General features: G+C 43.9%; 7 protein-coding genes. 4 read left to right on the top strand and 3 right to left on the bottom strand.

Annotated elements, in window-relative coordinates; translation table 11 throughout:
* Window positions 1-241: 241 nt before the first annotated feature.
* Complete coding sequence (locus ACQKCP_RS00775) at window positions 242-1378, bottom strand: NUDIX domain-containing protein (protein WP_427610919.1); 1137 nt, start codon at window positions 1376-1378, stop codon at window positions 242-244.
* Window positions 1379-1677: 299 nt separating this feature from the next.
* On the opposite strand from ACQKCP_RS00775, the gene hemP reads away from it, so the two are divergent.
* The gene (gene hemP, locus ACQKCP_RS00770; RefSeq protein ID WP_227672156.1) at window positions 1678-1836 is read left to right on the top strand and encodes a hemin uptake protein HemP; all 159 of its coding nucleotides are present in this window, start codon (window positions 1678-1680) and stop codon (window positions 1834-1836) included.
* A gap of 151 nt (window positions 1837-1987) precedes the next feature.
* Here hemP and ACQKCP_RS00765 read toward each other — a convergent pair whose 3' ends face one another.
* Window positions 1988-6982: a translocation/assembly module TamB domain-containing protein gene (locus tag ACQKCP_RS00765; RefSeq protein ID WP_427610918.1), complete on the bottom strand. Its 4995-nt coding sequence runs from the start codon at window positions 6980-6982 to the stop codon at window positions 1988-1990.
* A 102-nt stretch (window positions 6983-7084) separates the two neighbouring features.
* Window positions 7085-10615: an autotransporter assembly complex protein TamA gene (locus tag ACQKCP_RS00760; protein ID WP_427610917.1), complete on the bottom strand. Its 3531-nt coding sequence runs from the start codon at window positions 10613-10615 to the stop codon at window positions 7085-7087.
* A 483-nt stretch (window positions 10616-11098) separates the two neighbouring features.
* Here ACQKCP_RS00760 and ACQKCP_RS00755 point away from each other — a divergent pair, with 483 nt between their 5' ends.
* From ACQKCP_RS00755 to ACQKCP_RS00745, 3 genes are all read left to right on the top strand, one after another.
* The gene (locus tag ACQKCP_RS00755) at window positions 11099-12430 is read left to right on the top strand and encodes an MFS transporter (RefSeq protein ID WP_427610916.1); all 1332 of its coding nucleotides are present in this window, start codon (window positions 11099-11101) and stop codon (window positions 12428-12430) included.
* A 228-nt stretch (window positions 12431-12658) separates the two neighbouring features.
* Window positions 12659-13303 carry a 2-polyprenyl-3-methyl-6-methoxy-1,4-benzoquinone monooxygenase gene (gene coq7, locus ACQKCP_RS00750; protein ID WP_057759163.1) on the top strand — a complete coding sequence of 215 codons (645 nt, stop codon included), beginning with the start codon at window positions 12659-12661 and terminating at the stop codon, window positions 13301-13303.
* Window positions 13304-13539: 236 nt separating this feature from the next.
* Window positions 13540-14664: a hypothetical protein gene (locus tag ACQKCP_RS00745; protein WP_427610915.1), complete on the top strand. Its 1125-nt coding sequence runs from the start codon at window positions 13540-13542 to the stop codon at window positions 14662-14664.
* The last annotated feature ends 125 nt before the right edge of the window (window positions 14665-14789 follow it).

Genomic DNA, 14789 nt, shown 5'->3' with positions numbered 1-14789 from the left:
ATATATTAAGGACAACTGGACTATTAAAACAGTAGTGCAATGTAGGAAAACGCAACGGTTTGTAAGTAACTATGGGGTTTGAGTGTTGTTTGAACACATCATAACCACACAGTTACTTGCTGGATAACTAAGTTAAAAATCAGTTATTTGAACTTACTAAGCTTAATACGCACGTCTAATACGGGTCACATTCAGGCAAATGAAACTATAGATTGTAGATAGACTCCTTGAGTCATGCGGATTATATAAACTGACGAATGCCTGCCACACTGATACCGCCATACTGTAATGCTTGATTGAGCATAGCAGGCTCCAGACCACCTAACCCAATGACAGGCATATCCGCTAACTCTGCTAATGCTGACCATGCTTCCCAACCAAGCGGTGTATCGTCAGGATGCGTTTGGGTAGCGAGCACAGGCGATACGAAAGTACCAATCACTGGTGGTAATGCATTCTGTATGCGCATGCTAGCAAGTTTGTTGGCTGCCGTTATACTCGCGATGTCATGGCAGCTGACGATAAGCGGATAGTCTTTAGATAACGACTGTATAAGAGCTGTAGAACTGCCATCCTCATCAAAGCATTGCATCAGTGCCGTTTGTGTTAAATGCTTAGCAACTATTTGCTGGCTAATCTCTGTCTCATTAGCGGTTAGTGAGCCCTCAACATCTAAAAGTTGCTCATTACCATTAGGTAAAATCGCTAAAATATCTGGACGTGTCGTTATCAATTGTTCAGCAAGATGCTTAGAATTTATGTCCTTCAAGCGGATATATACCCACGACTCTGATGCTAAATTTTCTTGGTGATACTGTAGCCATGCCGCTGCTGCATCAGTGTATGTGCCAAAATGTGCTAGAGGATAAGTAATCGTTATCTTCGATGGGAGCTTCAACCATTCAAGTATTGTCTTATTAGCAGCGGGCAGATGATACGCTCCTGCTAAAAGCTGTGATTTGCTTACCCAAGTTAATGCCTGCCCTTCTAAACCTTGTTCACAGTGTCTATGCTGCTCGTACTGCTCTGCTGTCAGCTCAATCTTATAAACCTGTAAGCTGACCTGCTTATCGCCATAATCATGATGCAAACGCCCAAGCTTAACGATAGTATTATCATCAAACAGGATACCCGTCTCTTCCGCCACTTCTCTTATCAACGCCTGCGCTGCTGACTCATTCGCCTCTATCTTTCCGCCGACGAACTCATAACGATTTCCCTGATGCTGAGTAGCATCTCGAAACCCAAGCAAATACTGATTTTTATAATGAATGACAGCCACTGCAACATTTACAATGCTAGGTTTGTTAGTTTTCTCCTTACTATTTGTCTTACTTTCCGGCTTCGTCTCTGATTGTTGATTTGACCCATTCAACATACTTATATCCTTTATTTCGGTATTTACTCTGATTATTTTTGATAATTTAATAGTTTTTATAGGCTAGATGATTTATTTAAATTTATTACCTAACTTATTAATTTATATAGATAAAATACTCATTCGAGATGATTTATGACAGTGAACTTAGATAAGTTTACATAATAACTGCATTTTATTTTATCAATTGCCTTGCAAATTTATCAAATCTAAATGATAATTATTATCGTTAAAAACAATTACGCTATGGTTAGCCAATTTTTTAAGCCACTTTTTTTCAAAAGGAATTTACTATGAGCATGGTCATCTCTCGTTATTTAAACTGTCGTGAAAACCGTCTACCTACTTTGCAATCACAACATCTATTTGCACTAACCAAAGAGGTACGTATCGAGCATGAAGGCGAAGAGTATCGACTACGCCTAACTCGCAACAATCGCTTGATTCTAACCAAGTAACGTCTATTTCAGTGACACCTTTTTCAATCCTTCTATAAAAAAACGCCTCATAATGAAGGCGTTTTTTTATAGGTTATACAACTTAAAAATAATTTCAAAAGCTCTCTCAGCTGACATCAATTAGAAAACAGTCGTCCTCTAAATAAACAATTTAGAACTGCCAACTATAGACCACATCTACTGCATTTTCAGCTGCTGAGCTTGCTTCCACATAGATGCGGCGTGTCAATTGATAACGAACAGAAAGGCTGTTTTGCGCATTGAAAACACCCACACCATAGCGAATGTATAAATCAGGGGTCACATAACCTGTGACGTTGACATTAGTATCTTCGCTGCTACCTGAGGCATCGACTGTCAGGCTCTGCAAACCGAACGCTTGCCCGATTTGATTGGTCAGGCTACGAGTGCCACTCAGACCGAAGCTTAAACCAGCAGCAGCCAGATTATTGGTCACTTGCGACTTAAACCCTTGCTCACTGATTTGCGTCGCACTCTTATTATCGATGCGACCTGTCACCAACGCGTTCATAGCTTGTTGTTGGGTCAGTCCTGCATTGTTAAAGACGATAATATTGGGGCTTTCAGTCGTTCCTTTGACACGCAGACCAACTGTTTTGCCATTAATTGTTTTTGCCGCTTCAATACTCAAGCTCGGCTTCATCACATCGCCATTGAAACGCACTTGACCATAATTCAGCTCTAGGCTTTGGCCAAAGGCATTGATATTGGTACGGCGTGAGACCTGTACAACACCTCTGGCACGCATGATACCTGTACCATTCTGCGTAACATTAATCGCACCTGCCAATGGAATGACGGCGCCAAAACCACGGAAGTTGATATCATCGCCCAAATCAACACCGATATCAGCATTGATTGACCAAGGTTTTGAGATAGCCAGTACTTCATCGATATTACCAATCAAACGACGATCTAGTACCACTGCATCTTCAGTTTGAGTGATGATATCTTCGCTGGCTTCAGGCGGACGAATGGTCGCAGACGGCACACTGATCGCCCCTTTTATATCAACATAACGGTCGCCTGGGCGCACGATAATATCGATATCAGGATCAATTTCAGCAACCAGTAATGGCGGCTGAGTAATGACTAGGCCTTCACCGACGATACTTAATTTGGCCTGCAGTTTTTGCTGCCAATTGACTGTCCCTGACAATTCACCTTCACCTGTACCACTATTGAATGTGCCATCAATGGTCGCTTGCGTGCCGCGGATTTTGGCTGCCGCATTTACTTTGGACAGATTTACTGGCAAATCAAGCATGGCTATACGGCCGTCAGAGAGTTTTACGTCGCCATAGAACTGTGGTTTGGTTAAGGTGCCACCTAGGCCACCCGCCATTGTGACGTTACCTCTTAGGACGCGCATACCAGGGAAGAATGGCTTAAATATCGCAAGATCAAGCTCGTTCAGTACCAATGCACCGGAGATTGGTTTAGGGTCTTTATAAGGATCAACGATCACTTCAGCATAGCCACGCGCACCGCGTCCAGTATTGATATCGGTACGCAGCTTGATACCCTCAGGTACAGACAGAGCAATGAGAGAGACACGCTTGTATGGCAAAGTCATTGATGTGCTCTCGCCATCTTGAACGAGGCCAATCTTGCCGTTATCTGAATATAGCGTGGTATTGATAGTTGGCGGACGACCACGTTGCCATCCGACGATTGCTTTACCATTAATCTTACCATTCCAGTCAATATCTTCTGGCAAGAACACTGAGAATAACGACGTATCTAAATTCTGCAACGCTACATTGACTTCACCTTGGTCCGGCGATGCTACTAGTTTTTCACGTAGACAAAGCTTGCCGGTTTGATCCGTGGCCTGCCAGCAGTGAGCGGCAAGCTGTACTTTTAGATCACGGTTCTCACCACCCTGATTGTAAGGTAAATTCACAATCAGCTGTGCAGGTTGCAATTGATTCAAAGTCGCATATTTAGATTTAATGCGGCCTTTTCCAATGACACCTGACCAGCTTAGCCTGTCTCGATCAAAACCACCTTTTAGCCTAGCACCAACATCGAGTTGCTTATTGGCCACATTTAGATCGACCACATGAGACTTTTCGGTACCATTAAAAGACGCTTTAACACTATCGAAACTTTGACCAGCAGCATCTAGACCTTCAGCCGTCACGATTAACTGGCTTGGGCTATTGGCTAAGTTGACTAACTTGCCGCGTACACGGCCTTGACGCAATATAAAGCCAGGTAGCGCGAGTCTTTCACCGACCAAATCAATATAAATAGTAGGCAGTGCTTGTCCAGCCGGTTGAGACAGCGTGGCACCGCCAGTGACTTTACCAGCCAGTTGGCTAGATAGTTGGTCTAGACTGGTGATATTAATTTTGGTTTGTAGCTGCTTGGCATTGCCGTTAGCTGTGACATAGTTGTCACCCCAACGCAGCACAAGGTTATTAGCATTTAGGCTATCAATCAAAGCATTTACTTGCTTGTATTGCGCTTGGGCATCTTGGGTCTGAAGTTGTTTGAAGTAACTTGCTAAATCTTTAGGCAAACGCATCTTCGCTGATAGGCTGCCTTTGGCACTCAGTTGCTGACCTTTTAGCATGCCATTCAGATTGACTTGTTTAATATTGACAATCTGCTGTGTGTCACTCCAGCGGCCATCTGTATCAATCGTACCAGTGATAAGGCTTGGGGTATCTTTTAGGAAATAACCAATGTTAAAACGATCCATCACTGCCTTGATATCCCACGCAATGCCTTGACGCACATCAACGGTACCGCTGGCATCGATACTACCTGCCGCACCCACATGACGGAAACGATTGATACGGATCAGCTGACTGTCACCACTGGCTTCTATATTCAGCTTACCTGCTGGCAATTGCTCAGCATCCAATATGCCGTTGAAATTTACGGCAAAGCGTTGCAATGTCCCTGCGGTGTTTTTGCTGTTTTTTGGCGCATTTTGCCACTCGCCACTGGTTTTTAGATCGCCTGCGATTATCGCTGGATTATTGGGTAAAAAATAACCCAAGTTGAACTGGTCAAAACGACCATCTATATTCCAGCCGATATTTTTGCGTAAGTCTATGACCCCTTTCGCATCAACTGCGCCCGCTTCACCTTTATAGTTTAGCTTACGAATACTAATCAGCTTTGGCGTACCCGCAGCATCGATAGACAGACGGCCTTGTGGTACATCTGCTGTATCAATCCGACCATCAAAACGCGCATCGAACACCGACAGCTCACCACCTACGATATCGACACTGGCATCGCCAGCACCAGTAATACCGATAGCACGATCTGCTTGCGTCGCATCGAGCTGCGCTTGCATATCTGTATTGTTTAAAGTAATCACATGACGCTGTCCGCTGACACCATTTTTAGTGATGTTTAGCAGTCGACCACGCGCACTTATACTACCTGTTAGGCGCTCAAGCGGTAAATCGCTACGATATTTCTTAGGGAGTAGACCTTTGGTACTGGCATCAATCTGCCATGTCAGTGGACGCTGTTTGCTCGCTAACTGAATCTGTCCTGTGCCGGATAAGTCTCCTACAATGCCGTTATAATTAAGACGATTGATATCTATGACATCACCAGCCTTACGTATACGTAGATCATAGTTGCCCTTGGGGGCAGCATTTAGCTCATTAATAACGGCATTGGCATCGACTGATAAGGTCGAACCACGAACGATAACGTCTGCCTGCCCACTAGGACTGTCGATATTGCCAATATTGGGTACGTTGCGGCGGGTTAAGTTTTTCCAGTTAGTATCGATATACCAAGGCGCGACTTGCTTAGATTTAGCAGAGGTTTTACCACGGACCATATTGGCATTGATATGCTCACCATCGCGCTGACGCAAATCTGCATCGATCTGCGTATTACCAGTAGCATTCTGCTGCTGATAACGCAATGACAGCCTACCGTTTAGAGTTTGCGGGGCATAAGCTTTAAAGTCAGTATACTCAGCCGGAATAGCTTGGCGAATATTAAAGTTGCTACCCGTCGCACGCACTGTGGCCTCAAAGCTGTCTTTCCAATCTAAAATACCTTGTAATGCCAAACGTCCCGCTGGCACGTCAGCATCTAGGCGATCTATACGTAGCTGACTGTTGGCGATAACAGCGCGGCCTTGGTAATGACCTGATGGAATATCTTTGGCGGTCAATTCAGTATTGATACGCAGCCGTATCTCAGAGATGACACCAGAAGCTGTGGCTGTACCGCTTTGTAGGCGAATGTTTTGACTATCAGCGTAAGGGATAAGAATATCATCCCACTGTAGCTTTGCATCAAACGGCGCACCCGCATCCAACCCTTGCACTACAAAGTCGCCTCTCACATCGCTATCGTTATAACGACTGCGTACTTTACCAACAGTACGTTTAAGCGTTCCCGTTGCAGAGATATTCAACGGGTCGATATAGGCTTTTTCAAGGGCGCTGACTTCCGCAATCGCACTCAAATCTAATGGATAGTCGCCCTGTAGGTCAATCTCTCCTTGTAAGGCACTGACTTTCACGATATCAGCATACTGCAAGTCACCACGGCCAACGGTTACCGTACTACCTACCCACGTTAGATCACGTGCCGTTATATCTTGAATAACGATAGGATCTTTGGTTACTTGCTTATAAGTAATTTTCTTAATTTTTGCTTGATCAAAACGCAAGTTTACTGGCAACTTTAAAGTTTTATAATCAAACGGTTCACCAGTAGGCGGTTTTTTATTGATGATCTCTATGGTTTGAATGTCTGCATCGCTTAAATGCACTTCTTTTGCAAATACTGCACGCCAGCCTATTTTTACATAGGCTTTATCTACCAATATTTCAAGATCTTCAGTCGCTTCAATATCGATATCAGTGACCCAAATACCATCGCGCAAGTTACCGCGTCCGTATTTGAAATCAATACCTGTCTCAACACTGATTTTTTCTAATATAAACTTCGTACCAGCGTCAGTCCCTGCTGCATAAAAGAATATGGCAAACATAATTGCTAGTACGATAAGCACCAACACCAGCAGTTTGAGCAGAAATGACAACGGATACCAACGCCTAACGGCACGGGCATCACGCTGTGCTGGATCTTCATCTGGGGCATTATTAGGCGGGGTATTTTCTGTCAGCATGACACTCAACTACGTTAAAAAATGAAGACCAGCAATCGGTACGATAAGTGATAATTAGAACATTTGGAGCTACTAAACATTTGGAACTACTACATTAAGCGATTATAACGGTGAACCAATAAAGAAGTGTAGTCGTACTGGAATGCTTTCCTCGGTTACGCCAGCAGCCACATCGACGCGCACCATTCCTACAGGCGATGCCCAGCGGATACCGACACCAACGCCGACTTTTGTCTCAGTATCAAAATCTTTGTCATAGGCATTACCGACATCAGTGAAGAATGCGCCACGGAAACCTGGTTTAAATTCATAGTTATACTCAGCACTACCGACCGCTAGCACCTGCCCGCCCGTTAGATAGCCTTTGTCTAATGGTGACAAGCTCTCGTAGTCATAACCGCGGATACTCTGATCGCCACCTGCAAAGAAACGCAACTTATAAGGCACATCGTAAAAATCATCCGCCCAGATATAACCTGCATTGGCACTACCTAAGACTTGATGTTTTTTGTCTTCGCCAAAGCTATAGATACCACTAACGCCTGCGCGAATAATCGCCATATCGGTATCACTGAATGCGCTATCAGTGCCAGCCTCGATTGAGTAGTACTGGCGCATACCTTGCGTTGGATTGGTAGCATTGTCAGTATCTGTTTTATTCATACCATAGCCAAACAATAGCGCGCGCTGTTTCGGACTTGAAGAGGTAAAGCGGATAGGCAGATCATCTAGTGCTGCTCCATCAACCCCCGTCTCAAGCTCATCCAAGCGGTAACGCACAGAGTAGCTGCGATTCCAACCAGTGTCACTACGAATGTTACGTGCCAAAGCCGCTTTTAGCGTTGTGGTCGACAGATCAAAGTTGCCTTCGCCTTGGTCAATCACTTCCTCTTCATAAGTAAGACGTGCATCTAATTTATCATTGAGCGGATGATTCCATGGTCGACTGGCATACACAGCCACGTTTTTGCTGATTCTCGATACTTCTGTTTCTGCCCCTGCTTGGTAGCCTTGGCGATTGAGCAAGTTATAGTCTATTTTTGCGGTGGCGCGAACGCCTGTATCTGTTCCATAACCCAGACCAACTTGAGCATCACGTGGTTTATCCGCGTATACAAACACATATAAAGGTACTTTTTTGCTTTCTGCAACGTCTTGCGGCGTTTTACGTCCTGCTAGCGTTGGCGGTACAAAGTTTTCATCAGCAATCAGACTCTTTTCGTCGGGGAATATCTTTTGTGCAACATTGCTAATTGAATCACTAATTTTGCCCAATAAATTATCAGCTTCCTGATCTTTTTCATCGAGCACGCGATCATTTGGCAAGCGACTTAGTCGTTCTGCTTTTTGTCTGATAGCTTGCAGCTTATCAAGGGTGGCTTCATCAGCTTCGAAATCAATAGCAGCGATATCCGCTTCATTGACCGTCTCGCCACTATTAGCAGTCAGAGCATTATCGCTCTCTGCACCTATGTCGCTATTATCATTGACCGTATCTTCAGTGCTAGCAGTTACATTTAAGGCAGCTGCGCCATCATTGCTACTCAGATCTGCGACGCTATCATTGTCTACATTGTTAATGTCGTCATCTAATGTGTCGTTACCCTCGGTAGCAGCATTGTCAAACGCTAAGGTGCCAGCTTCACTACTATCAGTTGGTGGTAGTATCGACTCGACGTTGACCGTATTAAAGTAACGAGTTGCCGATAAGTCGTTACTAAACTTCGTAACTGCTGGACGATAAAACGGCTCACCCGGCGTAAAGCCATAGAGCTGTTGTAATAATGAAAGCTCTACTGGTAGCTTGTCGGGGTCTTGGGTCAGCGTATTGGTTTCTTTGTCGTAGGTAAAAAACACCACATCGTCAAACTCGTAACGATCACCCGTGTTATAAACCAACGAGACATCTGCTTTATTGTCCGGCAAGATGATATCAACAGATTTGTTCAGCCAATACTGGTCAAAGTAGCCGTAGGTATTACTCAAGGCCTCTAAAGCCGCTTTACTGCTCTTGTAGACACGGTGATTAAAAATATCACCTTCTTGCGGCAGCAAGTCTGCCTCAAGCGATGCAAACTCTTCCTGCTCACTGCCCTCACCGCGAATCTCAATAATACGGCTATCTACCAGTACCGGCTCGCCTAGCTCTTCAATCACCACATTGACTGTATCGCGATCAGGCTGGGTCAAACGCAGCTCGACCTCATAGTAACCAACGGCTTTAGCAGCATTCTGTGCTGTTTCGCGCAAACGTGGCAATGCCGCAGTAAAGTCAATAACCGACTGAACGGAAGTATCATCCAGTGCTGCTTTGATGTTTTTCATCGGCTGAATATCATTATCAGCTTCAATCAGTTGAGCCTTACCGTTAGGAGAGTCTTCAGCGGATACTTGCTCTAGATAAATAGTTGTTTCTACATTTGGCAAAGCAACCACGCCACCGTCGTTGAAAAAACGATTGTAAAGACGCGTCACGATATTACCTCTATTGCGCGCGCGTGGCCGTGGTCTATTGGCTTGTTCGATACTTTGATCGACGGCCTGAGTATCATTCTGATAACCTGGTAGATAGTCATTAGGATTGATAATATCTGTTGTCGCACCTTCTATATTGGCAGGCGCATTCGTACCAGCTATCACCTCATCACTACTATCGTCAGTCGTCAGGCTATTTTCATTCTTAACAGTAGCTTCATTCCTAGCGACATCTTCATTGCTAACAGCGCCACTTACCTCAATCGGACGTGACATCCCTTCAGCTGTGCTCGCCTGTTCTTGCGTTGTTTCATTTCTACCCAACGTATCAAGATTGCTAGGCGCGGGCAAGTTTGTCGCATCTAGCTCTACATCGAGACCAATTGGTGATGTTGTGTCATCTAACGTAGCGATTGGCGCATCAAAGTCACTGTCATTATTGCTAATATTGATACTATCAATATCTTGAGCATTCTGCGCATCCATTGCCGCTAGCTCACGATCGATCTGCTCAGGCGTCATCATTTGATAGCCTTGCTGCTGTATCTCGGTTGCTTGTTGCAACAGGTCATCATTGGAAGCGATTGATTGAGCGTTATTTGGATTATATGAAGTACTTGGACTATCAGGGAAACTCTCTAGATTTTGAGTATTTTTGTTTTGAGAAGTTGCGTTTTGAGAGCCCGATTTTGTCGAGTTAGGCTTTTTAATGCCCAAGCTCTGTTCGCTATAGTCGTCCAATACTGACTGATCGATGATGCCTTGCTCTACTGCTTTTTTTAGACGTAGCGCATCTAAAGCCATATCTAGCTGAGTGTCGTCATCGGACAATGTAGCTGACTGCTTGATAGATGCCTGATCATTCGCAGTTTGACTATTGTTAGTCTGGTTACTAAGCGTTTGATTACCGTCAGTTTGCTCAGTAGCAGATGAGTTGGTGACAGCCGTATCGTTTACATTATTAATGGTATCTGCCATTGCCGCAGGTGCCATACCGAACAAACTGGTCGCAAGCGCAGTGCACAGTGCTGAACGTCTAAAATTTTTACGCGGCGTTGCTGGATATGTACTTGGGTTATTACTATCGTTTTGGATTATGGCTGTGTCACGCTGCATCATGAGACCCTTGAATGCTCGAGTTGAAGGCTGCTTTATCATCTTTACGTCCTATCAGCTCACGCGGCACAATCTTATCAACGATAACGATCGTCAAGTCTGACCGGTGAATAAACTTATAGCAGTTATCTGCAATTAATGGTTTACTACTTTAATTTTATGACTGGTTATCTATAGTGTCGGCTTTAGCACTCTGTGTCTACAGCCTTATAGGTCTACTAGCTTAGAAAAGACTACTAGCTTATAGATAGCATTGATGGGTAGCAGCCTTTGTTTTCACTACTATTTATACCCTAAAATGCAATCACATAAAATTTATAAATCATAACTTAGTTAAATATCGAATCATAGCATTGACTACATGTATTTTCACCGAAGCCTTGCTATTATACGGCTTAATATTGATAAAACCTATGCTATATCTTGATATAGTTTTTAATAAAATTTACGATTATTATCATAAAAAAATTGTCGTTCAGCGCCGCTCTTTTCTCTATCAGTCGCGATTTATCTGTAGGAATGTCCATGTCCAACCAGTTTCAGTTATTCAAGCGTCGTCGTTTTAGCGCTATGTTTTTCACCCAGTTTTTGGGCGCATTCAATGACAATATTTTTAAGCAGGCGCTCATACTGGTGCTGACTTATACTGCCGCCAGTAAATTGGGCGTAGAGGTCAGCATCCTTAATAACTTGGCAGCCATGTTATTCATCCTGCCCTACTTTTTGTTTTCTGCTTTGGCAGGCCAGATTGCTGATAAGTATGAAAAGTCAAAGCTCACGCAGTTTATTAAACTCCTTGAGCTGGTCATTATGGCGGTTGCCGCGGTAGGCTTTGTCTTTGAATGGTATGCACTACTATTTGTCGCGTTGTTTTTGATGGGCACACATTCGACCTTCTTTGGACCGATTAAATACGCTTATCTGCCACAAGCGATGAAAGAGGATGAACTGGTCGGCGCCAACGGCCTTTTTCAGATGGGTACTTCGCTGGCTATTTTGGTCGGGATGATTGTCGCTGGTATTTTGACTCAGCTATCACAATCATTATATTGGATTAGTGCCACAGTGTTGGTTGTCGCTGTTTTAGGATATCTAGCTGCGCGCTATATCCCTAATATGCCAGCGATGCAGCCTGACCTGAAGATTAACTGGAATATTATTACAACCAGCTTAGCCACGGTTCGTTACTTATACTCTCTGCCTTTTTTATTCTTTATCATTCTTGGTAACAGCTGGTTTTGGTTTTATGGGGCGACGTTTTTGACCCAAGTTCCAGAGTTCAGCAAGGTGATTTTGCTTGGTGATGAGTCAGTCGTTATTTTCTTACTCACATTGTTTTCTGTTGGTGTGTCGATCGGTTCAGTGCTGTGCAAAACGTTGACCAAAAATAAAGTCAGCTTGCGTCTATTGCCTTTTGGTATTGCTGGATTAAGTATCTTTGCTATTGATTTGTATTTTTCACTTTCAGGTTTAGATATAAATGTGAATAATGACACATTACTTGGCATTGGTGATTTGTTTAATATAAGTGGTAGCTGGCGGGTATTTGCAGATTTATTCTTATTAGGGTTCAGTGGTGGTTTGTATATCGTACCGCTATATGCTTCTATGCAAGCCTACGCCCCTAAGAGTCATCGAGCACGCATCGTCGGCGCAAATAACATTTTTAACGCGATATTTATGGTTACTTCAGCGATTTTTGCGATTGTTATCTTAAATGTTTTAGGGTTTACGCTACCGCAGCTATTTTTGGTGACAGGGCTATTGAATATAGTTTTTGGTGCGTTTTTATACATCAAACTCAATAAACATATTAAGCATGCCGTTATCCAAACCAACGATGGTATAGCGCCTTAAATAAGTTTGGCTCCATAGATGTAGTCTAATGTTGGGCTGATGACTTCGTTGCTTTTATTGCTATAGCAACCTACGAACTATCTACAAGTTATTTATGAGCTACCTAGACAGTAATATTCGAGCCGATAATTTAGATTGTTTGCTATAGTAATACGCATTATGCCGTTGCGTTTAAACGGTAATACATTTTATTTTATTGACAGTTTTTAACACCATCAGGAGTGAGTTATGACCCTGCGTCCTTTATCTAAAATTGACCAGTTGTTACTTGGGGTAGATAAGGCATTACGAGCTGTCGTGCCACATTCCAATCCAAGCACGCGTCCGTTGCCCGTCAGTAGCGATGAGATTCCTGAGCTGACCATCACAGAGGCGCGGCACGTTTCAGGTCTTATGCGTATCAATCATACAGGTGAAGTATGTGCGCAAGGTCTATACCATGGCCAAGCGTTTGCCGCAAAAGATAGTGGTGTCAAACAAGCCATGCAACAATCCGCCGAAGAAGAAGTCGATCACTTGGTCTGGTGCGAGACTCGTCTAAGCGAGCTTGGTAGCCATGCCAGCGTATTTACGCCGCTTTGGTACGGTATGTCTTTTGGACTCGGTGCAGTCGCAGGCGCGATCTCAAATGAGTTTAGTCTAGGGTTTGTAGCGGAGACAGAAGCGCAGGTCAGCGAGCATCTACAGGATCATATCAAGCAATTACCTGAACATGATCAGCGTTCCAAAGAAATACTGGCACAAATGGATAAAGAGGAGCTGCATCATCGCGAGCTAGCACTTGCAAGTGGCGGCGCTGCTTTATCTCCTGCAGTACGTCGGACCATGCGATGGATGGCAAATCGCATGAAAGATACCGCTTATCACTTATAGCTTATGGTTACAGATACTGTTATTAGCTGTTGTTGTCGATTTTCTTACTTATCAACGTCTGCACAGATTTACGTAGGTTTGCTTAATTCTAGTGATTAACAATCCTACCACAGATAGCGTGAAGCTTAATTTGCTACGGTATTAAAAATTTGTACGATTTTGCAGCAATGCGCTATTTATATTACCGTCCAATCAATGAATAACAACCAAATAAATTAAACAAGGTAACGATTTTTATGAAAGCGATTTTCTCTAATAGCCACTCTATTAAGTCACCAAAGTTTGCGACGTTGACCGTCATGGCTGCAACCTGTGCCATGCTGTTATCTGCACCTGTGAACGCTGCAGAAACTGATGCTACCTCAACGGCTGTACCTAGTGCAATGGACTCAAGCAAACGTGTGATTCGTCTTGCTCGTCCTAATGCAGCTATCAGTCCTGCTCAAGCCAATGCCGCTCAAACAAGCTCGCCAGCAACACCTGCGAGCAACAGCCAGCCGACTAATGCGCAAACAACTAACATGCAACTAAGCGGCACTCTGCAAAACAATGCATCTGTTAGCACTGCTCAACCTCAAACACCGCAAATGATGTCGCCTGCTGCTGCACCTGTCATGAATGGCACTACTCGTGTCTATGAGCCTGGTCCAATGACAGCTACTGGTATCGACCTGCGTAGCGGACAACTTCCGAATATTCCTACACCGCAAGTACAACTATCAGACATGAGCTTTGTCAAAACCGTATTGATTCCGCAACAAAAAGGGCTAGGTACTGATAAACTTGATGTCAGTTTATTAGATGATTTCATCGCTGACGTGTCCCCTAACGCGCGTCACTATCCACCAAACTTCCCTAACCGCTCACAGCGCCATTACACACGTGAAAAAATCAAAGTATTAGCGGATTGGATCGAACCGTACGCCAAGTCGCCAGACGCGTCTTTTGATGTATTGCTTCGTGCCGCTAAGCTAAACGGCATGGGTCGTAACCTAGACTTGGGTTCAGACTACACGGTACGTGGTGGCCAGTATGTCGATCGCGCTATCAAGCTGCAACCTGATAGTGGTGAGGCTAACTTTTTATACGGTATGATGCTATCAGAAGGTGGCGGTTTCAAAGAAGGTCAGAAGTATCTAGATCGCGCTGTCGCTTTAGGGTACACCGAAGCAGAACAAAGCTTGGCACAGTCAGATCTACTTAGTGACCGCCGTGCTAATGCGTTAGAACGCCTACGTCGTCTTGAAGGGCAATACCCTAACAATACTGTTATTCCTCAACAAATCAAACTCGTTGAAGAAGGCAAATTCTACATTTGGGATATTCCTGCCCCTGACATCAGTGTAAAACCAGGTGCCTAGAAATTTTATACTTGTTGAGATTAGCTATTGAGGGTTTGATTCATAAGATATTTGTTTAATAAGACCTTCACTAGGTCAAATCTCTAATAAATAATCTAAGCTTCAAATACCAAGCGCTTTTGTTT

It is taken from the genome of Psychrobacter sp. NPDC078631 (assembly GCF_050268165.1).
Lineage (GTDB): Bacteria > Pseudomonadota > Gammaproteobacteria > Pseudomonadales > Moraxellaceae > Psychrobacter.
This window is presented reverse-complemented; position numbering and strand designations above follow the sequence as displayed.